Genomic DNA, 23,150 nt, shown 5'->3' with positions numbered 1-23,150 from the left:
TATGGAGAAACCACCATGAAAATCCTTGCTGCGTCCCTGCTTGCGGTTCTTATTCTTACAGGAACCGCTTGGTCCCAGAATGCCACCCCGGATGATCGCCCGACACTGTATATCGGTCAGGACGAGACCACGGGCGATGCAATCATGTCCATCGGTCCTGCCCGGAACAACGACACCACATCTTCGGACACGGATCCCCTGATTATCAGACCTGAGATCATACTCCCCCCCAAAGACCACCATCGCCACCGGCTCAGGGACGACAATCATCCCAAGAAAAACGGCAGCCGGGATTTCAGGAATGGACCAGCCGATCCACAGCGCCCCGGAATCCGGCAATGATCTCCTCCTGCCCGGGAACGACCCGATTTTCCATGAGTACACGACCATTGCAGATGACCGTGTCCACACAATCCCCGTTGGCACTGTAAACGATATTGGATAACAGGTTGTGGTTGGGGATAAGCTGGGGATGATCCAGATCCACAAGCATGCAATCGGCGAGCATGCCTTCACGGATTTCCCCGCAGTCAAGTCCGTACATAGCGGCCATGTTTTTTGTGGCCATGGCAAAGGCATCCTCGGCCGGAAGCACTGTTGGATCGTCAGCGACGGACTTGGCCAGCAGAGCGGCGATTTTCATCTCCTCGAACATATCCAGGTTGTTGTTCGAGGCACACCCGTCCGTGCCAAGGCCGATGTTGAGTCCCTTTTCAGCCAGAGATGCGTAATTGAATCCGCCTGAAACAAGTTTGCGGTTCGAGGCAGGACTGTGAACGATCTGGACGTTGTTTTGGGCCAAAAGCTCGATCTCATGATCGCTCAGCCACACACAATGACAGGCCATAAGCCGATTGGACAGCATACCGAGTGAGTCCAGATACTCCACGGGACGCATCCCGTGCTCCTTGCGGCAGTTTTCCACCTCCACACTGGTCTCGCTCACGTGCAGGTGGATGAGCAGGTCCTTTTCTGCAGCATACCGGACCACCCAGGCAAGGGAATCTTTGGACACGGTATAGATGGCATGGGGTCCGAGGGTGAAAATGATCCTGTCGGAAGAAGACGCGTATGCTTCATGAAACTGTTCGACCTGGGCCTTGGCCTGTTTTGCCCGCTCCTGGATTCCAAAATCGAAAAACGCCGAAGAAATCCCGGCCCGAATCCCCATCTCCTCGACAGCTCGGACAGTCCCTGGAAGATGCCAGTACATGTCGGCAAAAAAGGTCGTCCCGGTTCGGATCATTTCCAGACAGGCAAACTTGGTTCCCCAGTAAACATCCTCTTCGGTCATCCTGGCCTCTATGGGCCAGATATTCTCCTCGAGCCAGACCCCCAGGGGCATATCATCGGCATATCCCCGCAAAAGGGTCATGGCGGCATGGGTGTGTCCGTTCATGAGGGAAGGCAAAATAGCCTTGCCTGTTCCGTCAATACGCGTGTCCGCCTGGCGTTCGCCCAGGGATCCTATCGCTGCGATGCGGTTTCCCTCAATCAGGACATCTGTCTTCTCCGTATCCAGGAGAACGTTGGTTATCAAAATTCCCATGCACACCCCATCATACCCTTTTGGCGGTTCTGCCGTTTCTGAAATCCGCTTCTCACGAACCAAAAATTATTCAGCGAGTTCGACCTTGGTGATCGTGACGGTTTCCTTGGGAACATCTTCATAAAATCCCCAGGCCCCGGTTTCCACGTTCTTGATGGCATCGACAACATCCTTGCCCTCGACCACCTTGCCGAAAACCGCATATCCCCAGCCCTGCTCGGTCTTGGCTGTATGGTTCAAAAAACCGTTGTCCACGGTGTTGATGAAAAATTGAGCCGTTGCCGAATGCGGCTCCATGGTCCGGGCCATGGCCAGGGTGTAGGCCTCGTTTTTCAGCCCATTGTCCGCCTCATTCTTGACCGGAGAAAAGGTTTTCCTTTCCTGCATCTTCTCATCCATACCCCCGCCCTGGATCATGAAATTCTTGATCACCCGGTGAAAGATGGTCCCTTCGTACAAACCTTCCTTCACGTACCGCAGAAAATTCTTCACGGTCTTGGGGGCCTTGTCTTCGAAAAGCTCCACCACAATGATTCCCTTGCTGGTCTCGATTCGTACCACGTTGATCTCCTTGATGAACAAGTATGTTTTTTTATAAAGCGTAAGTAATTACAAAACGTGAGATAAGGGAAAACCAGACACCGAAGTCAAACAATTTCCCACCCCTCCCAACTTTCTTAACTCCCTCAAACCTTTTAAATCTCTAAAATTTCTTAAATTTCTTAAATTTCTAAAACACCTCTGCCTGGAACCAAAAAACCTCGGTTGCCGGATCGTTCCAGGCATCCGGGGGTAATCCGGCCTTGACACAGGTCTGCGCCAAAAAGGTTTCCCGGTCCCATCCCCATTCAGTGGCTACCTGGGGCAGCAAAAGGCCTGACCGGGCGCCCCGGCGCATATACAATCCATGAACCCCCGGAGTGACTGCAGCGAGATCCTCGACCCGCTCCAAGGGACTCAGGATGGAGATCTCCACCTCGAGTTCCTCGAATTCAGCGACGGTGACAGGAGGAAACCTGGGATCTTCAAAGGCAGCGGCCCCGGCCATGGTGGCCACGGTCTCAAAAAGAGGGGCCTGGCCGACAATATGACCGATGCATCCACGAAGCTGGTTGTTTCTGGTCAGGGTGACAAAGGCCCCGAGCTGCTCGGTCAGCCTGGGGCTCTTCGGCGTCATGTCCGGTGGCGGATTGAGGCCGAGACGATGGCCGATGCTCTGGACAACAAGGTTTTTGAGCGCATTTTTTTCCTCGTCCGTCAATTCAAAACGAAATCCGGTCATGACTCCCTCCAGGACAGAAAACAAACAAATCAAACCTTCCCATGAGCCCATACCATCTTTTTTCGGCTCCCGCACGGTCCTCTCTGAACGTACCGTCTCATCGAACCCTTTGTTATCGGCGAGGGGCTAAAATCCCTTTTCAAGGGGCGGATTGATGAGCACCCCGTTCTCGGGCAGTCCCTCTGCCTTGCCTGCGTTCGCCACCACGACCTTGCGTCCCTCGATGGTGAGCCGCCCCTGAGCAAGCCATTGAATGGCCTGGGGGTAGATCCTGTGCTCGTATGCAAGGATACGGCTGCTCAGGGTATCCCCGTCGTCATCGGGATAGACGGGAATGACCGCCTGAATGACAATGGGTCCGTGGTCCATTTTTTCATCCACGAAATGGACCGTGCATCCGGCCAGTCTGACCCCGAAATCGGCCTGCTGCCTCTGGGCATTGGTCCCGGCAAAGCTGGGCAGGATGGCCGGATGGATATTTAGGATCTTTCCGGAAAAAGCGGCAATGAACTTTGGGGAGAGGATACGCATGAACCCGGCCAGAATGACTGCCTGGGCACCCGAGTCCTGAACCGCTTCCACGAGAACCGCGTCGAATTCCTCCCGTGAAGAAAAATCCCCATGATCGATGACCCGGTAAGGCAGATCATGGGCCTTGGCCCGTTCCAACCCGTACGCATCTGGATTGTTGCTGATGACCACGGTAATTCGGGCATCAAGACGCTTTTCCTCGATGGCCTGAATAATGGCATCGAGGTTGGTGCCGCTGCCTGAAATCAACACGGCAATGGGTAAGGTCATGATCCCTCCTCTATCCTGTAGCCTCTTGTTTCATCCCGTTGGCCACGGCCTCGGCCAGGGCCGGAACCGTATAGTCCCCGGGCTGGATTGTGGCTGAAAAGCCATAGCTCTCAAGGGTTTTCGCCGTGATGGGACCGATGACCGCAATGACCAACCCCTGATCCACGAACCCTCGGATGACATCGGGTTCCACCAGGGAGAAAAAATTCTCCACCGTGGAAGAACTGGTAAAGGTCAGGCAGTGGATCTCTCCCCGTTCAAGTCCGGCAAGAACGTCGTGTCTGCCCGCATCGGCGAGTACGGTTTCATAGACTGGAAGCACATCGACCTCGCATCCGACCTGACGCAACCCTTCGGGCAAGACCTCACGGGCCTTTTCGGCCCGGGGAACAAGGACCTTTTTGCCCTGGATGCCCCGTTCCAGAAGGCCGGCAACCACGGATTCAGCCACGTATTTTTCAGGTACAAAATCCGGAAACACGCCGCGCGCCTCCAATTCCCTGGCCGTTGCCGGTCCGATGGCGGCAATTTTTTTGCCCCCCATGGCCCGGGCATCCCGGCCCGCGCTTCGCAATTGATTCCAGAAATGGATCACCCCGTTGACCGAGGTAAAAAGCAGCCAGTCATAACCATCCAAAGCGGCAATACGCGTCTGGACACCCGTATAATCATCCAGCGGCTTGATCCTGATGGTCGGAAATTCGTAACAACAGGCCCCGAGATCTCTCAGCAGGGAAACCAGTCCACTGGCCTGCTGTCTGGCCCGGGTGACCACAACGCCCTTGCCGAGCAATGGCCGGTGTTCGAACCAATTGAGCCGATCACGCAGGGTGACCACATGGCCGACCACCAGAAGCGACGGGGGCTTGATCCCCTGCGTGAGGGCATCCTCGGCGATATTTTTGACCGTGGAGACCATGGAGAAATGACGACAGGTCGTTCCCCATCTCACCAATGCCGCAGGCGTATCCGGATCCATCCCGGCCTGAATGAGATTTTTCGTAATATGGGGCAGGTTCTTCACGCCCATGAAAAAGACCAGGGTGCTGGTTCCTTTGGCCAGGGACTCCCAGTCATGGGCACTCTCCCCCTTGGTCGGGTCTTCGTGACCGGTGATGAAGGAGACCGAGGAGGCGTATTTGCGGTGCGTCAGGGGGATACCCGCATAGGCAGGGCCGGCCACGGCCGAAGTGACCCCGGGGACGACCTCGAAATCAATGCCCGCATCCAGGAGTTCTTCGCCTTCCTCGGCGCCACGGCCAAAAATATACGGGTCCCCGCCCTTGAGACGGGCGACCACGTTGCCTTCGCCGGCCTTGGCCACAATAAGCTCGTTGATCTTGTCCTGGGGCAGGGTGTGATCCCCGCCCTTCTTGCCCACATAGATGATCTGGGCATCATCCCGGCAGTAGTCCAGAAAGGCCTTGTTCGCCAAATAGTCGTAGATGACCACATCGGCCTTTTCCAGGATCTCTTTGCCCTTGACGGTCAAAAGACCTGGGTCTCCGGGACCCGCACCTATAAGATAGACATATGCCATGATTATTCTCCGATAATGTCCCGAAGTCTGGCCTGCAGGCCCTCGAGTTTTTCCCGTTTTTCGCCGAATTCTTTGGCCTTGGCCTCTTCCTTGGCAACGACATCCGCGGGGGCCTTGTCCAAAAAGCTCGGATTGGCCAGCTTCTTGGTCACCCGGTCGAGCTCCTTGGTCAGCTTGTCCAGTTCCTTGGACAGTCTGGCCAGTTCGGCGTCGAAATCGACCATCCCCTCCAGGGGAACAAAGAGCTCATGCCCTTTGACAACAGTAGTGGCACATCCCTTGGGCGGATCAAACCGCGCCTGGACCGAAATATCCTCCAAACGGGCCAGATTGGCGATCTCCTGCTCGTGATCCAGGATGAACGAGGCGTCCTCGCCATCGGCCTTGATCAGAACCCGCACCTTCTTGGCCGGTTCCACGCCGAGTTCCGAGCGAATATTTCTGACCGCGACCACAAGCTGCTGCAAAAATTCCATTTGTTCACCGGCATCCTTGTTCTCACAGTCCGGATGAACAGCGGGATACGGCTCTTCGGCCAGGTTGTCCCTGCCGGTAGCGGGCACGTGGGACCAGATCTCCTGACTGACAAAGGGGACCACCGGATGGAGCAGAACCAGGGTCTCGCGCAGGACCTGACCCAGACAGGCCCGGGCCCTCTGCTTGGCCGCTTCATCCTCGCCGTAGAGTTCGGGTTTGATCATTTCCAGGTACCAGTCACAGAACTCATGCCACACGAATTGGTACATGGTCCCTGCGTATTCGTTGAATTGATAGCCTTCAATGGCCTTTTTGACCTCGCCCTTGATCTCCTCGAGACGGTTCAGAATCCAGGCATGATGCAGTCCCTTGAGAGCAGCGGGATCGAGCTTCGGGGTGGTCTCGTCCAGATGCATGAGGGAGAAGCGGGCCGCATTCCAGATCTTGTTGATGAAATGACGGTATCCTTCGATACGGTCTTCGGCCAGTTTGATATCCCGTCCCATGGCCGCAAAGGAGGTCAGGGTGAACCGGAAGGCATCGGTTCCGAAGGTATCGATGGTCGTCAAGGGATCGATGACATTGCCCGTGGACTTGCTCATCTTGCGCCCCTGGGCGTCACGGACCAGGGCATGGATATACACATCATCAAAGGGAATCTTGTCCATGAAGTGCAGTCCCATCATCATCATCCGGGCAACCCAGAAGAAGAGGATGTCAAATCCCGTGACCAGAACCGAGGTGGGATAGAAGGTCGCCAGCTCCGGGGTTCTATCGGGCCATCCCAAAGTGGAAAAAGGCCACAATGCCGAGGAAAACCAGGTATCGAGGACGTCGTCTTCCTGGACCAGCCGTTTTCCCTGACACTCGGGACAGACGGTCGGATCTTCCTTGGCCACGATAAGTCTGCCGCAGTCCTGACAGGTCCAGGCCGGGATGCGGTGCCCCCACCAGATCTGCCGGGAAATGCACCAATCCCTGATATTGTCCAGCCATTCGAAATAGGTCTTGTCCCAATGGGAGGGGTAAATTTTGGTCCTGCCATCGGCCACGGCCTGGCGGGCCACCTTGGCCAAGGGCGCGGTGGACACGAACCACTGCTTGGAAACATAGGGCTCAATGGCGGTGTTGCACCGGTAGCAATGTCCGACGGAATGGACATACTCTTTTTTACCGACCAGAAAGCCGCCCTCCTCGAGCAGGGCCAGAATCTTCTTCCTGCAAGCGAAGCGGTCCAGGCCGACAAATTCGGGTCCTGCCTCTTCGGTCATCATCCCCTTGTCGTCGATGACCTGAATGGTCGGAAGGTTGTGCGTTCTGCCCAGGGCAAAGTCGTTCATGTCGTGAGCCGGAGTGACCTTGAGACAGGCCGTGCCGAACTCCCGATCCACGTACGAATCGGCAATGATCGGAATCCTCCGGTTCAAAATGGGCAGGATAAGCTCCTTGCCCACCAGATGGGCATATCGTTCGTCCTCGGGATGCACGGCAACGGCCGTATCCCCGGGGATGGTCTCCGGTCGGGTGGTGGCGATGACCACATCCCCGCTGCCATCGGCCAGGGGATAGCGGACCTCGTAGAGTCCTCCGGGGATTTCCTTGTGCTCCACCTCGATATCGGCCAGGGCGGTATGACAGCGCGGACACCAATTGATGATGTAGTTACCCTTGTAGATAAGTCCCTCATCATACAATCTGACAAAGACCTCCCGCACGGCCCGGGAAAGCCCTTCGTCCATGGTGAAGCGTGTCCGGGTCCAGTCAACCGAGGCGCCCATGCGTCGGATCTGATTCAGGATGGCATTCCCATACTCTTCCTTCCACTCCCAGACCCGCTCGATAAATCGCTCCCGGCCCACGTCATCCCGGGTCTTGCCCTCTTTGGCCAGGGCCTTCTCAACCACGTTCTGGGTGGCAATTCCGGCATGATCGGTCCCGGGAACCCAGAGCACATTCCTGCCCTGCTGACGGTAGAACCGGCACAGAATATCCTGCAGGGTCAGGTTCAGGGCGTGTCCCATATGCAGCTTGCCCGTGACATTGGGGGGAGGAATGACAATACTATAGGGTTCTTTTTCGGATGCAGGATCCGGGGTAAAGGTCGTGTTATCTTCCCAGTACCTGAGCCACCGCTCCTCCACCTCAGCCGGCTCATAGCCTTTGGGCAACGCATGTTCTGCCATGATCACTCCATTATCGAAAAAATACACATCGACTGGTTAAATATATGATGAAATTATAAAATTTAAGAAATTTGAGAAATTTAAGAGATTTAAGAGATTTGAGAAATTATCGCTGATTGAAAGGTCTGTCTCCAATTCCTTTGTCTGCCACGCCCTGAAAAAACCTCTCACGTCCTTGAGCTTTTCCTGCGCACTGAGCACTGTGCACTGCGCACTTTCTTTCTCTTGCTTTTCCTGCGCACTGAGCACTGTGCACTGCGCCCTTTCTTTCTCTTGCTTTTCCTGCGCACTGAGCACTGTGCACTGCGCCCTTTCTTTCTCTTGTCGAGTCGCTTGCTCCCGGGCTAACCTCTTGGTATCATCCAAGACATGCACACAAACAACGGCCGCATCTTTATGCTCTGGGACGAATCCCATCTCTGGGGACTCCTGCTCCGGCACACCCTGAGTGCATGGAAATTGCCGGTCTCCATTATTCAGGCCTCCCAGATCAAGGATGGCATCCTGTCCGAAAACCCGCCCTCGGCTCTTCTTGTTCCGGGGGGATGGGCCCGGCTCAAGTCACTGCAACTCGGGCATGAGGGCAGAGAATCCATCCGTACGTATCTCGCTCAAGGCGGACACTATATCGGATTCTGCGGGGGAGCCGGACTCGGCCTGTGTCACGACGGGGAACATCGAAACCTGGAACTCTGCTCCTGGGGCAAAAAACCGTACGGGGAGCGCGTTCCCAATTTCAGCGGACACCTTTATACCAGGGTCTTCCCGCCTGCAACCCCCGGAGAAAGGACCCTGAAGCTCCCTGCATGGTGGCCGGCCCAATTCGATGGCCCCAACGACGACCACCAGGTCACGGTCATAGCCCGATACGAACGGCCCGCCCGGGATTTCTGGGCCGCCGACCTGAACCTGGGGCAGTGTTCGTCTGCAGACCTTGCCAAATGGGAGTCCATCTACGGGATCAAACTTGACGCAGGACCCCTTAAAAACGAACCGTGCATTATCGGCGGGGCCTACGGAAAGGGCTCCTATGTACTCAGCTACGTCCACCTGGAGACCCCGGCATCAGAGCAGGCCAATCAGCTGCTGGCCCTGCTCCTGGAAAACCGGATCCACGGCCTGATGATCCCCGAAAAAATATCTCCGGCCTGGGACATCAGCCGTCTGGATATCGAATGGGCCAACCGGGAACTTCTGGAAATCCGGGAATGTCTCGAAACGATCATCACCTTGGCCCGGGACAATTTCCTCATGTCCTGGCGGCAGCCCTGGCTGCTCGGCTGGCGCCGCGGCATCCCGGGTTCGCAGATCAATTTTCTCTATGCCATGATCAGGCAGGCCCTGGCCTCTTCTCCCACGCAGGAGGCACGCTCCTATTGGCGCGATACAGGTCCGAAATGCGTGGCCCTGGCCTCCCGGTTCACGACCGAGGTCTGCACCTATCTGATGCACGAACGACTGGTCCTGGCGGCCGAAGGCACATCCTCTCCCGCTGCCAGCGGATGCCCCCGACAGGAGAGTGAGCGAAGCCGGCTTTTTGGGCGCTTCCCCGGGTACGGCGGCATGTACGGGGACATTCTGACCACTCTGGACCAGTTACTCTGGCTGCTGGTCCGCGATCCCGACCTGTAAATCATGCACCAGCCCCTCACGCAGACGGATAAAATCATCGTTTTGGGGCAAAAGACCAAAAAGCTGGTCCAGATAGCCACGCCCAAGCACCTGTTTCCTGGTCCATCCATAGGTCAGCCCGTAGGACCATGAAACAAGAAGCAGTTTGAAATCGTTTACAAAACGCATGGCTGTATACTCCACCATCTCCCTGGCCGCCACCTGATCGAACACCGATGGGGTGAATTTGTCCGGATCAGGATCCAGTCCCAGCCGGATCACCGGATTGTCCGGAGCCCCCGGGGCCACCTTGGCCAGGACCACGGGAACGATATCCAGCTTGTCCGCATCCCTGACCGCCCTGGTGATTCGGCCAAGGGGTTCGCCCAGATCCCCTGGAAGTTCCTTTTTATTGTGCAGCCTGACCGCCTCGAGAACGATCTCTCTGTCTTTCTCGGTAAGCTGATCGAGAATATCTTCGGATTCCAGCACCTCCCTCCCGAGATCTCCGTGATCCACGGATAGGGGATCGCAATAGGTCTTGAAGGTATCGTACTGTCTGAACCGTCCCACGTCATGAAACAATGCGCAAAGATGAACGAGTCTGGCGACATCCGGCTCGAAAGCTTCGTGCTCTGTTATTCCCGTTGCCTCGGCAAGTACCCGCAGGGAATGATCCACCTTGAGATCGATATTTTCCTGGTCGCTGGCCCTTTCCTGCGAAAACCGCCCGGCATAGGCCACGAACCACTCCTTGTACGCCTGCATATCCATCATCCCTCAAACCACATCTTGAGAACAAACAACCATCCCGCCACGGTGACCAGCGATGCAAGGGTGGAGATCAAAATGGCCGATCCGGCCACCCGGGTATCTCCCCCAAGCTCACTGGCCATGACATAGGAAACCATGGCCGTAGGCATGGCCGCGAGAAGGACCCCCACGGCAAGATCGGCCCCGCTGACCCCGAGCCAGACCAGACAAAGAAGCGTGGCCAGCGGCATGAGCACATTCTTGAACAAGGCGATCAACAGAACGTCCGGAGAAAAGCTCACTGGCTGAGGCGCAAAACTGCCGCCAATGGCCACCAGTGCCAGGGGCAGAGTCATTTCAACCACAAGCCCTAGTCCCCTGTCGAGGATCCCGGGCAGGCTCCAGCCGAACAAAGCGGCCACAATGCCACCCAGGGCGGCCAGGATGAGCGGGTTGCGAAAAATTTCCCTGACCCAGAACACAAGCCCCCGCCCCTTGCACGAAGAGCGGGCCATGGAAAGAACCATGATCGAGCAGATATTCACGGGAGGGACCAGGCAGGCCAGCAGCAGTCCGGATCGTACCAATGCCTCATCGCCCAGCCCGTAATAGATCACGGCCAATCCCATATAGGCCATGTTCCCACGTGCCGCGCCCTGGCTGAAGACCCCGACCACCTGATCGGAATATCCCATGATGCGGGCAAACCCGTAACTTGCCCCGAAAATACAGAGAAGCACCCCGGTGGACCCGGCAACCAGCAGGGGGTTGAAGGTCATGTCCAAGGGAACTTCGGCAATCTTCACAAAAAGCAGGCAGGGGAGACAGACATAATAGACCAGACGGTTGGCATCGGTCAGAAATCTGTCCCCGATCAACCCCTTGCGTCTGAGCCCGTAGCCGAGTCCCATGACCAGGAAGACAGGGGCAATGGTGGTAACGATGGATGCGAACACACAAACGCTCAGGTAAAACTTTTGTAAAAAACCTTATGTACCAGAATGGCAAATCCATTCTCGTCCTCAACCGCCTTGATCACCGCCCCGGGATTCAGGGCCAGATCCATGGCCATCTCCCCGAGGCGGTGCATCTCCTCCTGGAGCTTGTCTTCCATGGCCTCAAACCGCTCCACCTCTATCCAATCTTCCATATCAAACCTCGATGTCTTATTTTTTCCAGAATTCGGGTACAAAAAGCACAATGACCGTATAGACCTCCAGACGGCCAAGAACCATACAAAGCGTTAGAACCCATTTTCCAAATACCGGAATATGGGCAAAATTATCCGTGGGACCGACACTGCCGAGTCCGGGACCGATATTCCCGATACATGCCAGGACAGCACTTATGGAGGTGAGCACATCCACTCCGGTAGCGGCAACCAACAGGGTCGAGATGACCAGCAATCCGAGAAAAAGGACAAAAAATCCCCAGACCCCGCTCAGAACCTCGGGTTTGACCAGCCGCTCGCCGATCTTGACGTTTCTCACTCCCCGGGGATGGATCAGGCGAAAAAGTTCCCGATACCCCTGCTTGAAAAGGAGCATGATCCGCATGCACTTCATCCCGCCGCTCGTTGATCCGGCACATCCTCCGACAAACATGGAAAAAAGGAGTAAAAGCTGGGGCAAGGGGAGCCAGAGTTCGTAGTCCGAGGTTCCATATCCCGTGGTAGTCAGGATGGAGATAACCTGAAATGCGGAATACCGGAAGGATGTCGCAAGAGAGGAATAGACCGATCCGAAATTGACCACGGTACAGACAGCGACAAGCAGGGCGGTGAGCAGGGCGAAAAACCTGAACTCGGGATCTTTGAGCAGAAAAAGGGGTTTGCCGCGCAGCAGATTGAAATGAAGGGCAAAATTGATCCCGGCCATGAACATGAAAAAGGTGATCACCCCGTCGATATATGCGGAATCATACCAGGCGATGGAGGCGTTCTTGGTGGAAAAGCCCCCTGTGGCCAGGGTCCCGAAGGAATGACACACCGCGTCGAAGAAATCCATGCCCCCGAACATGAGCAAAAGGGCCTCGACCAGGGTGAAAAGGACATAGACCTTCCACAGGGTCACGGCGGTATCCTTGATCCTGGGGCGAAGCTTGTCCGGGATGGGACCGGGCACCTCGGCCCTGTACAGCTGCATCCCTCCGACCCCGAGAAAAGGAAGGATGGCCAGGGAAAGGACAATGATCCCCATGCCCCCGAGCCAATGGGTCAGACTCCGCCACATGAGCAGTCCCCGGGGCAGGGCCTCGATATCGGTTAAAATGGATGCACCCGTGGTCGTGAATCCGGAAAACGACTCGAAAACCGCATCGGTGAAGCAGTCGATGCCTCCCAGACAAAAAGGGATGGCCCCGAACAATCCGGCAGCCGCCCACCCCAGGGCGACCACGGCCATGCCCTCGCGGTGGTTCAATGCCCGGGGCGAGCCAGACCTGAGCCCGACAATGAGGCCTGTGCCAACCAACAGGGTTGTGGCGCAACCAATGGCAAGGGGAAAGATCCCGCCATCCCGGTAAAAGAGGGAAAAAACCAGCGGGAGGAGCATGGACAGGCCCACAAAAACAAGAATGACCCCCACCAGGTGCAAGGTTTGCCCCCAACGCATCAGAGCTGCTCCAGGGTCACGGTAAGGGCCTTTTCCACCCTGGAGATACTCTCGCGGGTCGCCAGCAGAATGACCCGGTCGCGGGGTTTGATGATGTCATCACCCGTGGGGATGATCACAATGTCCCCGCGCACAATGCACAGGACAATGGCCCCCCGGGGGAAGGGAAGATCCTTGATCGGCCGTCCCACCAGGGCCGATCTGTCCTCGGCGATGGCCTCCAGGGCCTCGGCCTCGTCCTTGATGGCCACCGAGGAGATGACATTGCCCTTGCGGACATGCTTTAAGAGACTGTTCACGGCAGAAAGTCTGGGGCTGACGACATGTTCCAGCCCGATGGCCCGGACCAGGGGGATATATTCGGATTTGTTGATCCGAGTGATGCATTTGTTCACCCCGATGCTCTTGGCCAGCAGCGAGGCCAGGATATTGGTCTCCTCACTCCCGGTCACCGTGATGACCGCATCCAGGCTGCTGACATTTTCTTCCTCCAGGATCTCCTTGTCCGTACCGTCACCGCACAGCACAACCGTCTTGTCCAGATGCTCGGCCAAAAACTCGCATTGGTCGCTGTTCCTATCGAGGAGTTTGACATTCACGGACATCTTTTCCAGGGCGAGGGCCAACTTGAAACCGATATTCCCGCCACCGACAATGAGCACATCCCGCCACCCGGCACGGGCTGGAGCGAAATCCTTGAGCAGGGTGGAGGTATCCTTGTCTTCGCAGGCCAGATAGATGAGATCGCCGGCACGGATGGTGTCCATACCCGTGGGGATGATCAGCCCGCTTCCCCGGATGATGGCAGCAACGATGAACCTGACATCGACGATCTTCTTGCGAAGATTAATGAGCTGGGTGTCGACCAGGTCATTGTCCTCGCCGATCCACACCCCCAAAAGCTTGATCCGGCCATCGGCGAATTCACTCAGATCCGTGGCTCCGGGGGTCCCGAGCAGACTCGAGATGGTCTTGACCACCTCGACCTCCGGATTGATGATCGTGCCCAGATGAAGTTCCCGGTTCAGAATGTCCTGATACGCAAGAACATCCTGATTTCTTATTCGGGCGAGCTTGGTGATCCCCGGGGCAAGGAGATTGGCAAACGTGCATGCCGTCAGGTTGGTCTCGTCACTGTCGGTCACAGCCAGAAAGATATCCGCATCCTTGATCCCGGCCCGCTTGAGAACCTCCGGATTGCTCCCCGAACCCTCCAGGCTCTGGACATCCACGGCATCCTGCAGTCGACCGAGCACCTTGGAATTCCGATCAATGACAACCACTTCCTTGTTTTCCGAGGCAAGACGCCGAGCGCAATGAAACCCGACCTCGCCGGCTCCGACAATAATGATCTTCAAAGCATACCTCTGAGAAACGGGCGCAGACCATAACCTGCCCCTTTGCTTTGGAGGACAGAAGGCGGAGGGCAGTCAAAAAGAAATCCCGCCTGGAACATACTCCGGGATCTCTTTATGTGTCTGCCTGGCATGCCCCAAACGAGGCAGGCTGAGTATTCGCCTGACAACTCCACGTGATGCGTTGATGCTTACCGCGCCTCCGGCCAGGGGGTGCAGGATCGACAGGGTGCAAACCCCGCATAAAAGGCCTGCCGCAGGCTTGAAAAAGACGTTCTGTTTCTTGGACTGATCTGTTTGCCGTAGGGGCACTCACGGGTGTGGAACCGATGGGAATTTGTATTTCCCACGTATGGCTCGGCCGCAGCGGGTATGCGTAAAATCCGGGCCCACATGCCGCGTAACCCGTTCATGGCCCGCTGCTGGGCTGTGAGCAGAACATCATGGTCCCTGCCGGGGTGTTTCCCATGCGGGAAACAAAAGGCATACCCGTTTTCAACCAGGACATGACTGATGGACCTGCCATCGGGAAGATAGACATGGGTAACGATCCGTCCAAATCGATCAGCTCCCATTTCCGAGGTCTCAACGCGCAGCTGCCGACCTCGGACAAGCCGCCACAGATAGCCTCTGGCCTCTTTGGCATAGTATTGAGAGGGGCTCCCCCCATGGCCCATCTCCGGGCAGTCGATCCCCTTGACCCGCAGTTTTTCACCCGAGGTCAAAAACAGCGTATCCCCGTCAGGAACAGAACGAACACTGATCGTCCAATCCGCAGCTGACGCCAGGGAAATGCAGACAGCGATCCCAAGGATCAGTGAACCTATCGAGGCTGTGAAAATCTTCTTGTACATGGGGTGAGTTGAGCCAAAGTCGTCAAGTAAGACCTGTTCCACGCTCCAGAGCGCCACAACCGTGATGCATGCCTCATGAAATGTGGATTGGCAACTGCGAAAAATACGATACGAGCGGGCGGCATTATGAAAAAAAGGCAGCCAAAAGCTGCCTTTTTTTCATGATTTCATCTTACAACAGTCTATCAGGACTCGTAATAGGACCTGAGTCCCTGGCTGCGAATGGGATGGCGCAGTTTGCGCAGGGCCTTGGCCTCAATCTGCCGAATACGCTCGCGGGTCACGTTGAACAGCTTGCCGACCTCCTCAAGGGTATGATCGGACTTTTCACCGATTCCGAAACGCTTGCGAAGAACCTGCTCTTCACGCGGGGTCAGATCTGAAAGCACCGAGGCGATTTGTTCCGAAAGCTTGGTGCAGACGACTTCCTCGGCCGGGGCCACGGCCTTCTTGTCCTCGATGAAATCGCCCAGGCTGCTGTCCTCCTCGTCACCGATGGGGGTTTCAAGAGAAATGGGCTCCTTGGCGATCTTGAGAACTTTCTTGACCTTGTCGATGGGGTAATCCATCCGTTCAGCGATCTCTTCAGGCGAGGGATCACGCCCAAGTTCCTGAACAAGGTAGCGTGAGGTCCGAACGAGTTTGTTGATCGTCTCGATCATATGCACGGGGATACGGATGGTCCTGGCCTGATCGGCAATAGCCCGGGTGATGGCCTGCCGGATCCACCAGGTCGCGTAGGTGGAAAACTTGTACCCCCGCTGGTATTCGAATTTGTCCACCGCCTTCATCAGGCCGATATTTCCTTCCTGAATGAGGTCGAGAAATTGCAGGCCCCTGTTGGTGTACTTCTTGGCAATGCTGACCACAAGTCTCAGGTTGGCCCGGATGAGTTCCTGTTTGGCGTTCAATGCATCCTGATTGCCCTTGCGCACCCTCCAGAGAATCTCTTCAAGATCTCCGACGTCATGCATACAAATTTCCTGCAACCGCTGCAGGATCTCGATCTTGCCATGGACCATTTCCTTGAAGGAAAAAAGCTCCTCAACGGTCATGTTCAGGGAATCGGCAGCAGCCACGGGATTGATCTGCCGTTTTTCCATCTGGTCGAACAATTCGAAGATATCTTCCTTGGATTTGCCGATGGACAGAATGTATGCGGAAAGATCCCGGCGGCAATTATGCATCTGGCGCACATAATCGCCCACAGTCTCGATAATCCGGTCGAGCAGATTCTTGTCCAGCTTGATGTCACGCAAACACTGGACCACTGAATTCTTGTACTCCACGATCTTGTTCTGCAGGCCATAAACACGTCGGTCGATACGGGCGCATTCATCGAGCTTTTCATAGACGGAGCGTTTCTTGCGATAAATATTTCTGACCTCTTCAAGCAGCTTGATCACCCGCTCGCGCTGGTTCATCTCCTCTTCAGAGGGGTCGTCTTCCTCGATGGTCTTGACCACGTCCTTGAGCTTGATCCGACCGTTGCGCAGATCTTCACCCACCTGAATGAGTTCTTCCACGGCCACGGGAACCTCGACCAGGGAATACATGACCTCGAACTCCCCTGCCTCGATCTTTCGGGCGATATACACCTCACCCTCCCGATCGAGAAGTCCCACCGAACCCATTTCCCGAAGATACATGCGCACGGGGTCATTGCTCCGGGTAGGATAATCCACGGCATCTTCACTTTCGGCAAGCTCGATTTCGCCCTCACTATCATCCACAACATCGCCCTTGGCCTCGAGGGTCTTTCCGACCTTCTCGTCGACAATGGCGATATTCATGGCATCGAAAATAGAGATGACCTCTTCGATCTGATCACTATTGGTCACCTCTGCCGGCAAAGATTTGTTGAGTTCCTCGAAGGTCAGAAACCCCTTTTTCTTGCCGATGGCGATCAGTTCCTTGATCTGTTGCACATCCTTGATGTTGCTCATCCTACCCCCTTGCGAAACCTTCCGTATGTATCCGGCCCCCCACCCAAAAAACGCCCCGCCTGCCCCTGTCATCTGCGGTCGTTCGTGGTGTCGGCCCGGGTTGTGGTCATTAATGGACGATGATATCCTGTAACTGCGAAAGAATCCGCTTGACCTCCTGCAGATCACCGTCCTGCTGGGCCCTGGCCAGGGCCATCTTCAAATGCTTCTGACGTGTCCTGGACATACTGCGGGCCATAAATTCCTCGATTCCTTCCCACTCCTTTTTCCCTGCATCAGGGGAAACTTCCTGCTGCATCCGGCACTTGACAAAAAAACTTCGTTCCCCCTCGTCGAGGTGGGAAAGCAGATGATCATGGCCGTAGCGAATGAGTTTTTCCCAGAACTCCCTGCCCCGCTGCGTGCACAGGCAGGAGGGAAAATGACAATCCTTCAACCGGTCCAGATACGCGGGAAACCTGATGGCAAAAGACAAAAGTTCACGGTCTCGCTGGGCCGGTCCACACAGATGCAGCCGGTCGGCACCCCGCCCCTGGCCGGCCTCCCCTGGACGGCCGATGGCCTGACGGAGTTCCTTTTCCGAGACACCGAGCCCTTCGGCTATCTTGGGAATATAAAAGGCCTGCCAGGAAACCTCCTTCAACCCCTGGATGAAGGAAATAGCCCAGCGCATGACCTCTTTGGGAGACTCGTTCTCTTTAACCACCCCAAGGCAGAAGGCAAGGCCGTCCCTGGCATTTATCAGGAGATCGGCGAAAACCTCTCTGCCCTGGTCCCTGAGCATTGAATCCGCATCCTCCCCATCGGGCAGCATGACAACACGGCAGCTCACACCCTCTGAAAGTACCATCAGGGCACTGCGGACGGCTGCCTTTCGGCCGGCCCTGTCACCGTCAAAAAGCAGGACCACCTCTTTGGCCAGACCAGCCAGCCGATGCACCTGACGGGGTGTCAAGGCTGTGCCAAGCACACCACACGCATTGGAGAATCCATGCTGATGCAGGGTGAGAACATCCACATACCCTTCGGTAAGAAGCACGGATTTTTCACTGGAGACAGACCGGCGGGCCTGGAACAATCCGTAGAGATGATCCCCCTTGGTATAAATCGGTGTCTCGCTGGAATTGAGATACTTGGGTTCCTGGTCCGGTTCGATTCCCCTGCCGCCAAAGGCAATGACCTGACCGGCAAGATTGTGAATGGGAAAAATGATCCGCCCACGGAACCGATCGTACATCCGGCCCGACTGATTGCTGGAAAGCAGTCCCGCCGTAACCCCGGCATCTTCGGGGTATCCAAGCTGATGGAGATGATCTTTAAGGGCGTTCCAGGAATCCGGCCCCCAGCCAAGACCGAATTGTTCCTGGATTTTCCGGGAGATGTTTCGCTTGGCAAGATAGGCCCGGGCCTTTTCAGCACCCCGTGCGGCAAGGGCGTTACGAAAAAACCGTTGCGTCTGAGCATGCAGTTCGAAACATTCGGCCTTGAGCTCCCGCTTTTTGTAGCCCCCCGGGGTCTCGGGCCGAAGTTCCACTCCGGCCTCCCGGGCGAGCTGCTCCACGGCCTCGGGAAAACTGAGTCCGTTGATGGCCCGGTAGAATTCGATCACGTCTCCGGCAGCCTGACAGCCGAAACAATAGTAAAACCCCCGCGTAGGACTCACGGAAAAAGACGGTTTGGTCTCCTGATGGAAGGGACAGGGTGCGACCCAGTTCTCCCCCACAGGCCGCAGTTCCACATAGCGGCCGATCAGATCGAGGATGTCGATCCTGGCCTTGATGGCCTCCAATGTGCTTGAATCGAATCTCGCCATGGGGTCCCGTAAAAAAGTCAATACATAGATGTGGAGATGGAGAATACAAAAAGATGATCATCTGCGGAACAAGAAAACCACCCTATGGCATGTCTCCCGCGTCCCCATCATTCCTGCTAGTCCAATACAACTCTGGTCATACCGCCACCACCCTCATCGGCATCGGCCATGGCAAAAGACTGCACCCCGGGGAACCCTTCAAGGACTTCGTGGGCTATCTGTCTGAGCACCCCGGTCCCCTTGCCGTGAATGACCTCCAGCTCGCCGCCACCCTTGAGAATCGCGGTGTCCAGAAAGGATTCCAGCCTGGCCCTGGCCTCGTCGGCGCGCATCCCGCGAAGATCCAGCCGGAGTGTCGAGCCGGATACCGGCTTGCTTTTGACCGTGTACCCGGGTGTCTGATTCTGCTGGTGACGATCCTCGGTCAGATCTTCAATTCCGACCCAGACAGCCAATCCGCCGGCATTGATCTTGATGCGGCCCCGGCGCTCATCCAGGGCCTCGACAATGGCGTTCTTATCCCAGGGGGTGTAGAAAACCCGCTTGCCCGGGGCAAGATCGCTCCACGCAAGCCCTTCCTGGCTCTTTGTGGTTCCGGAAGCTGGTGCAATCTGTTTCCGGGCATCGGCCAGTTCCTTGAGGGCCTGTTTGCGACCCAGCCGGCCCTCGCGCCAGGTGCGGACAATTTCCTGGGATCGAGCCGTCAGGCCCCCCAGAAGTTCCTCACGCTCACGCTCAAACCGCTTTTGCCGGCGCTCCCATTTTTCTTCCAGAACAGCCTCGCGCCTTGCGAGCCGCTCGAGCTCCTTTTCCTTACTATCGGCCAGTGCGTTAAGTCTATTGAATATATCCCTGGTATCTCCGCCTTCGAGAAGGAGATACTCCTCGGCCCGGGCCAGAATGGACGCATCGAGCCCCTGTTCCCTGGCCACATCCAGGGCCTGGCTCGCACCTACCTGATCATAAACAAGCTTGTACAAGGGTTTTTTGGTCCTGGGATCAAAAAGCACCGATGCCGCCCGAACCCGGTCCCTGGTCAGTCCATAGACCTTGAGGGCCGGAAAATGTGTGGCCACGGCCACAAAACTGTCCCGTTCGAGCAGACCATCGACCACTGCCTGGGCAAGGGCCGCCCCCTGGCTGGGATCCGTGCCCATACCAAACTCGTCCAAAATGACCAGGGTATCCGGACCGATCTGGGGCCAGAGCCTGGCAAAATGGCTGATCTGGGCCGTGAAGGTACTCAGGCTGTCCTCGAGACTCTGCTCGTCACCCATGGAAACACAGACCTGATCGATGTACGGCAACCGGCTTTCCGGAGCCACGGGCACCGGCAGGGCCGCCTTGGCCATGAGAGTGATCAACCCGAGGGTCTTCAGACTGACCGTCTTTCCCCCGGCATTGCCGCCACTGACAATCAGTCCCCTCTGTCCGGGTGCGAGTACGATATCCACAGGCACCACATCACTGTTCTGCAAGGCAAGCAGGGGGTGACGGGCACTTTTAAGGGCCAGGGGCGCACCGTCCTCCATGGACAAAACGATCCCGTCCAGGGCATCTGCGAGGCGAACCTTGGCCTGGAGCAGGTCCATCCTCACCAGCCAGTCATAGCACCCCTGGATGCGTGTCAGCTCCTGGCGCACAAGATCCGTGAGCCAAGAAAGTACTTCCCGCTCCTCCCTGCGCTCCTCCTGTTTGAGATCCCTGACCTGGTTGTTCAGTTCAACGAGGAAAAGGGGCTCAATATAACAGGTTTCTCCGGTCTGGGAAAAATCATGGACACTGCCCCTGATCTTGCCCTTGAAATTGGATTTAACGGCCAGGACATACCTGTCCGAGGAGATGGTCAGAAATTCGTCCTGCAGAAAATGAAGGACATCCTTGTCTCCGAAAAAATCGTTCACCTTGCGGGTACACCGGGTCAGGATGGAACGCATCTCCTGGCGAACGGAATACAGTCCCGGAGAACTTTCGTCCTTGAGTTCCCCATCGTTACCCACGCACCGCTTGAGCCCGGACCATGATCTGGAGGGCCACTCCGTCTCCTTGGCAGCGTCCACAAGGAGGGAAAAGCGATCCGCCCCGGATGTCAGAAGAACGTCCCGTCCCGTCTTGGCGGCCTCGAGCATTCTGGAGAGGGCCCACAACCCATCCTTGTCCAAAACAGCCGTTGGCTGGCTGACAAACGCGAGCACCCCGTCGAGTTCGGGAAATTCAGGAAAAACATGGCCGGTCTCGCCGATCCAGGCCACAGCCTGGGTGAGCAGCAGGGACTCTCTAATCAGGCTGCCGTGGTCTTCGCACGGCACGAGATTTCTGCAGGCCCGTTTGCCGGCAGGAGACAGGGCGTGGCCGGACAGCAATTCGAGAACTTTGGGATAATCCAACAAAGTCAGTGTTCTGGATTCCATAAAATGGGGGGAAGCAAGGTTGTGAATCTGTGGGTGCGGCATGTGAACGAGGATTCGTCACTCCACCGTGAAGCTGGACAGGCCATAATCGGCCTGCAAACAAACCGGTCAGGGAAACGGCAATCGTGCCGAGCCCGGGAAAACGAATGGAGCTAAAAAATAGTGGGGAAAATGGCTGGTTCCAGCATGAAGTACACCCGCCCCGGTACATGCCGGAACGGGTGCAGGTCGAGCAATATCGCAGATAGAAAAACGCAGCATGTGCCCTACATCATCTGGATTTTGCGCATCTTTTTCATCAAGCGCTTACGGGCGGCAGCCTCTTTCTTCTTCTTCTGGATGCTGGGCTTCTCGTAATGCTGACGCTTCTTGAGTTCGGAGAGAATACCGGCCTTTTCGACCTGCTTCTTGAACTTGCGGAGCGAATAATCAAAGGTATCGTTGTCGCCTAATACAACTCCTGGCAATAGAATCACCTCCCCCTCGTAAATTTGGAAAGGATGGCAGATACCTAAAAAGATCTCCTTTGGCAAGCAAAAAAAGAGGAAACCTTCAGCAGAAGGTTTCCTCTTTGGTATCTGGATGTTCTCCCTGGTCAAGTCCGCAAAGACATGACCCGGCACCACCTCAAGGCTCACGTGGAGAGTGCTACCTGGTTGACGCCTCTTCCTTGCGGGCTTCCTTGATTGTCTCGAGAATTGACTGCAGAAAAACAATGCCGAGCCCTGAGCCGATGACAAAAAGGACGGTGTACAGAACACCAAAAAATACCGCATGATCGGGTGCCCACCAGGGCAGATCCTGGGGGAGCATACTGTGAACAGTTTCGCCGGGAATCATGATGCCTCCAGAGGATTTACTTGACGGCTTCTTTCAAAAGCTTGCCAGGTCTGAAACGGACAACCTTGCTTGCGGGAATCTCGATCTCTTCTCCGGTCCGGGGATTGCGGCCTTTGCGGCCCTTGCGATCCTCAACAACAAAGGTGCCAAAACCGGTCAGGGTCAGTTTTCCTTCGGAAACCAAGGTCTCCTGTACGGATTCAAGAAAGGCGTTCAAACCTTTTTCGGCCTGGGCCTTGGTTAACTCGGCCTTCTCTGCCATTTTGGCTACCAACTCAGCTTTTGTCATCAGTCTCTTCCTCCTGAATAGAAAGTGATCATTTGCATAAACTAACGATCATGAACGAAAAAATATTGTATATCCAAACCGGATCACACGTCACCGTATAGCCGTGGAACCGATGTAGTCCCAGTCTGACGGCACGACCAAGTCGTTTCCTAGAGCAAAGTTTTTCCTCTGTCCACACCCAATCGTTTTTTCGAGAGCCTGCCTGATCAATGAACGCAAACGGTTTCGTGCCGCGCGACTCTTCGGCAAGAACAAAATTTCGCTCCTAAAGTCAAGGAAAATTTGGGTATGACAAGAGTTCCCGGGTTGTTTTCACAAACATCGGGACAACCCTGCAAACTGTTCCGTGGTGAGATCTTCAGGACGAACCCGCCGATCCACACGAGCATCTTCCAACCATCGATCGATATTATTTGTCCACAACGGCTTGAGGATGGTTCCGAGTTGCTTGCGGCGTTTTTGAAACAAGAGATGGATGGTCCGTGCCAATTTTTCGCTATCGACCGAGACAAAGGGACGCTGGTCAAACCATACCACTGAGGAATCTACCCTGGGACGCGGATGGAAACAATGGGGGGAGACATGAAAGAGAATTCGGGGAATCGTAAAGGTCTGCACCCATACGGAAAGCCCGCCATAGGTCTTGGATCCCGGTTGGGCCACGAGGCGCTGGGCGACCTCCTTTTGAACCATGAAGCAGCAGGCGGTGAACGGTCTGACCCGGCTGAACACCTCCCACATAATCGGAGAGGCCACGTTATAGGGAAGGTTGCCCACGAGTTTGAGGGAGGGCAGTGCCCCGAGATTTTCCCAGACAAAATCAAGTCCGTCCCC

General features: G+C 55.9%; 22 protein-coding genes. 2 read left to right on the top strand and 20 right to left on the bottom strand.

Annotated features, from left to right (window positions below; genetic code table 11):
* The first annotated feature begins 15 nt into the window (after positions 1 to 15).
* On the top strand, positions 16 to 342 hold the full coding sequence (locus ACTVJH_RS09935; RefSeq protein WP_455989925.1) for a hypothetical protein: 327 nt from the start codon (positions 16 to 18) through the stop codon (positions 340 to 342).
* On the opposite strand, the gene ACTVJH_RS09930 is transcribed toward ACTVJH_RS09935, so the two are convergent.
* The 7 genes from ACTVJH_RS09930 to ACTVJH_RS09900 form a co-directional block, all read right to left on the bottom strand.
* The gene (locus tag ACTVJH_RS09930) at positions 296 to 1,549 is read right to left on the bottom strand and encodes an amidohydrolase (RefSeq protein WP_455989923.1); all 1,254 of its coding nucleotides are present in this window, start codon (positions 1,547 to 1,549) and stop codon (positions 296 to 298) included. The two genes, ACTVJH_RS09935 and ACTVJH_RS09930, sit on opposite strands and share 47 nt — an antisense overlap.
* Positions 1,550 to 1,615: 66 nt before the next feature.
* Positions 1,616 to 2,110 (bottom strand): peptidylprolyl isomerase, encoded by a 495-nt coding sequence (locus ACTVJH_RS09925; protein ID WP_455989921.1) that lies wholly within the window; start codon positions 2,108 to 2,110, stop codon positions 1,616 to 1,618.
* Positions 2,111 to 2,279: 169 nt separating this feature from the next.
* The gene (gene amrA, locus ACTVJH_RS09920) at positions 2,280 to 2,831 is read right to left on the bottom strand and encodes an AmmeMemoRadiSam system protein A (protein ID WP_455989919.1); all 552 of its coding nucleotides are present in this window, start codon (positions 2,829 to 2,831) and stop codon (positions 2,280 to 2,282) included.
* 126 nt (positions 2,832 to 2,957) lie between these two features.
* A complete protein-coding gene (gene purN / locus ACTVJH_RS09915) occupies positions 2,958 to 3,632 on the bottom strand; it encodes a phosphoribosylglycinamide formyltransferase (protein ID WP_455989917.1) in 675 nt (224 codons plus the stop codon).
* Between the two features lie 10 nt (positions 3,633 to 3,642).
* Positions 3,643 to 5,172, bottom strand: coding sequence for a uroporphyrinogen-III C-methyltransferase (gene cobA / locus ACTVJH_RS09910; protein WP_455989915.1), 1,530 nt, complete (start codon positions 5,170 to 5,172; stop codon positions 3,643 to 3,645).
* A 2-nt stretch (positions 5,173 to 5,174) separates the two neighbouring features.
* Positions 5,175 to 7,832, bottom strand: coding sequence for a valine--tRNA ligase (locus ACTVJH_RS09905; RefSeq protein WP_455989913.1), 2,658 nt, complete (start codon positions 7,830 to 7,832; stop codon positions 5,175 to 5,177).
* A gap of 36 nt (positions 7,833 to 7,868) precedes the next feature.
* Complete coding sequence (locus ACTVJH_RS09900; RefSeq protein WP_455989911.1) at positions 7,869 to 8,249, bottom strand: hypothetical protein; 381 nt, start codon at positions 8,247 to 8,249, stop codon at positions 7,869 to 7,871.
* Here ACTVJH_RS09900 and ACTVJH_RS09895 point away from each other — a divergent pair.
* The gene (locus tag ACTVJH_RS09895) at positions 8,229 to 9,464 is read left to right on the top strand and encodes a BPL-N domain-containing protein (RefSeq protein WP_455989909.1); all 1,236 of its coding nucleotides are present in this window, start codon (positions 8,229 to 8,231) and stop codon (positions 9,462 to 9,464) included. The genes ACTVJH_RS09900 and ACTVJH_RS09895 overlap by 21 nt on opposite strands.
* Here the strand turns inward: ACTVJH_RS09895 and ACTVJH_RS09890 are convergent.
* The 13 genes from ACTVJH_RS09890 to ACTVJH_RS09830 form a co-directional block, all read right to left on the bottom strand.
* The gene (locus ACTVJH_RS09890) at positions 9,429 to 10,211 is read right to left on the bottom strand and encodes an HD domain-containing protein (RefSeq protein WP_455989907.1); all 783 of its coding nucleotides are present in this window, start codon (positions 10,209 to 10,211) and stop codon (positions 9,429 to 9,431) included. The two genes, ACTVJH_RS09895 and ACTVJH_RS09890, sit on opposite strands and share 36 nt — an antisense overlap.
* Positions 10,212 to 10,216: 5 nt before the next feature.
* Positions 10,217 to 11,152 (bottom strand): AEC family transporter, encoded by a 936-nt coding sequence (locus ACTVJH_RS09885; protein WP_455989905.1) that lies wholly within the window; start codon positions 11,150 to 11,152, stop codon positions 10,217 to 10,219.
* A gap of 8 nt (positions 11,153 to 11,160) precedes the next feature.
* Entirely contained in the window at positions 11,161 to 11,346 is a 186-nt protein-coding gene (locus tag ACTVJH_RS09880; protein ID WP_455989904.1) for a hypothetical protein, read from the bottom strand.
* A gap of 16 nt (positions 11,347 to 11,362) precedes the next feature.
* The gene (locus tag ACTVJH_RS09875) at positions 11,363 to 12,808 is read right to left on the bottom strand and encodes a TrkH family potassium uptake protein (RefSeq protein WP_455989902.1); all 1,446 of its coding nucleotides are present in this window, start codon (positions 12,806 to 12,808) and stop codon (positions 11,363 to 11,365) included.
* On the bottom strand, positions 12,808 to 14,166 hold the full coding sequence (trkA, locus tag ACTVJH_RS09870; protein ID WP_455989900.1) for a Trk system potassium transporter TrkA: 1,359 nt from the start codon (positions 14,164 to 14,166) through the stop codon (positions 12,808 to 12,810). Before trkA ends, ACTVJH_RS09875 begins: the two co-directional genes overlap by 1 nt.
* Positions 14,167 to 14,354: 188 nt before the next feature.
* Complete coding sequence (locus ACTVJH_RS09865) at positions 14,355 to 15,059, bottom strand: thermonuclease family protein (protein WP_455989898.1); 705 nt, start codon at positions 15,057 to 15,059, stop codon at positions 14,355 to 14,357.
* 143 nt (positions 15,060 to 15,202) lie between these two features.
* Positions 15,203 to 16,963, bottom strand: a complete 1,761-nt coding sequence (gene rpoD, locus ACTVJH_RS09860; RefSeq protein WP_455989896.1) for an RNA polymerase sigma factor RpoD — start codon at positions 16,961 to 16,963, stop codon at positions 15,203 to 15,205.
* 109 nt (positions 16,964 to 17,072) lie between these two features.
* Entirely contained in the window at positions 17,073 to 18,776 is a 1,704-nt protein-coding gene (dnaG, locus tag ACTVJH_RS09855; RefSeq protein WP_455989894.1) for a DNA primase, read from the bottom strand.
* A gap of 116 nt (positions 18,777 to 18,892) precedes the next feature.
* A complete protein-coding gene (locus tag ACTVJH_RS09850; protein WP_455990013.1) occupies positions 18,893 to 21,187 on the bottom strand; it encodes an endonuclease MutS2 in 2,295 nt (764 codons plus the stop codon).
* Positions 21,188 to 21,453: 266 nt separating this feature from the next.
* A complete protein-coding gene (gene rpsU / locus ACTVJH_RS09845) occupies positions 21,454 to 21,654 on the bottom strand; it encodes a 30S ribosomal protein S21 (RefSeq protein WP_069860142.1) in 201 nt (66 codons plus the stop codon).
* Between the two features lie 181 nt (positions 21,655 to 21,835).
* A complete protein-coding gene (locus tag ACTVJH_RS09840) occupies positions 21,836 to 22,027 on the bottom strand; it encodes a hypothetical protein (protein WP_455989892.1) in 192 nt (63 codons plus the stop codon).
* A gap of 16 nt (positions 22,028 to 22,043) precedes the next feature.
* Entirely contained in the window at positions 22,044 to 22,316 is a 273-nt protein-coding gene (locus tag ACTVJH_RS09835) for an HU family DNA-binding protein (RefSeq protein ID WP_455989890.1), read from the bottom strand.
* A 312-nt stretch (positions 22,317 to 22,628) separates the two neighbouring features.
* The coding region (locus ACTVJH_RS09830) for a ribosomal RNA small subunit methyltransferase A (protein WP_455989888.1) at positions 22,629 to 23,150 on the bottom strand (522 nt) is incomplete at its 5' end.

Source organism: Desulfoplanes sp. PS50 (assembly GCF_053851535.1).
The sequence above is the reverse complement of the archived record's forward strand: the minus strand, read 5'-3'. Positions and strand labels throughout refer to the sequence as shown.

Excerpts from the sequence above, each read along its gene's own strand:
- ACTVJH_RS09935 (WP_455989925.1), top strand. The coding sequence starts at position 16 with ATGAAAATCCTTGCTGCGTCCCTGCTTGCGGTTCTTATTCTTACAGGA.
- ACTVJH_RS09930 (WP_455989923.1), bottom strand. The coding sequence starts at position 1,549 with ATGGGAATTTTGATAACCAACGTTCTCCTGGATACGGAGAAGACAGAT.
- amrA (WP_455989919.1), bottom strand. The coding sequence starts at position 2,831 with ATGACCGGATTTCGTTTTGAATTGACGGACGAGGAAAAAAATGCGCTC.
- purN (WP_455989917.1), bottom strand. The coding sequence starts at position 3,632 with ATGACCTTACCCATTGCCGTGTTGATTTCAGGCAGCGGCACCAACCTC.
- cobA (WP_455989915.1), bottom strand. The coding sequence starts at position 5,172 with ATGGCATATGTCTATCTTATAGGTGCGGGTCCCGGAGACCCAGGTCTT.
- ACTVJH_RS09905 (WP_455989913.1), bottom strand. The coding sequence starts at position 7,832 with ATGGCAGAACATGCGTTGCCCAAAGGCTATGAGCCGGCTGAGGTGGAG.
- ACTVJH_RS09895 (WP_455989909.1), top strand. The coding sequence starts at position 8,229 with ATGCTCTGGGACGAATCCCATCTCTGGGGACTCCTGCTCCGGCACACC.
- ACTVJH_RS09900 (WP_455989911.1), bottom strand. The coding sequence starts at position 8,249 with ATGGGATTCGTCCCAGAGCATAAAGATGCGGCCGTTGTTTGTGTGCAT.
- ACTVJH_RS09890 (WP_455989907.1), bottom strand. The coding sequence starts at position 10,211 with ATGCAGGCGTACAAGGAGTGGTTCGTGGCCTATGCCGGGCGGTTTTCG.
- ACTVJH_RS09880 (WP_455989904.1), bottom strand. The coding sequence starts at position 11,346 with ATGGAAGATTGGATAGAGGTGGAGCGGTTTGAGGCCATGGAAGACAAG.
- ACTVJH_RS09875 (WP_455989902.1), bottom strand. The coding sequence starts at position 12,808 with ATGCGTTGGGGGCAAACCTTGCACCTGGTGGGGGTCATTCTTGTTTTT.
- rpoD (WP_455989896.1), bottom strand. The coding sequence starts at position 16,963 with ATGAGCAACATCAAGGATGTGCAACAGATCAAGGAACTGATCGCCATC.
- dnaG (WP_455989894.1), bottom strand. The coding sequence starts at position 18,776 with ATGGCGAGATTCGATTCAAGCACATTGGAGGCCATCAAGGCCAGGATC.
- ACTVJH_RS09850 (WP_455990013.1), bottom strand. The coding sequence starts at position 21,187 with ATGGAATCCAGAACACTGACTTTGTTGGATTATCCCAAAGTTCTCGAA.
- ACTVJH_RS09840 (WP_455989892.1), bottom strand. The coding sequence starts at position 22,027 with ATGATTCCCGGCGAAACTGTTCACAGTATGCTCCCCCAGGATCTGCCC.
- ACTVJH_RS09835 (WP_455989890.1), bottom strand. The coding sequence starts at position 22,316 with ATGACAAAAGCTGAGTTGGTAGCCAAAATGGCAGAGAAGGCCGAGTTA.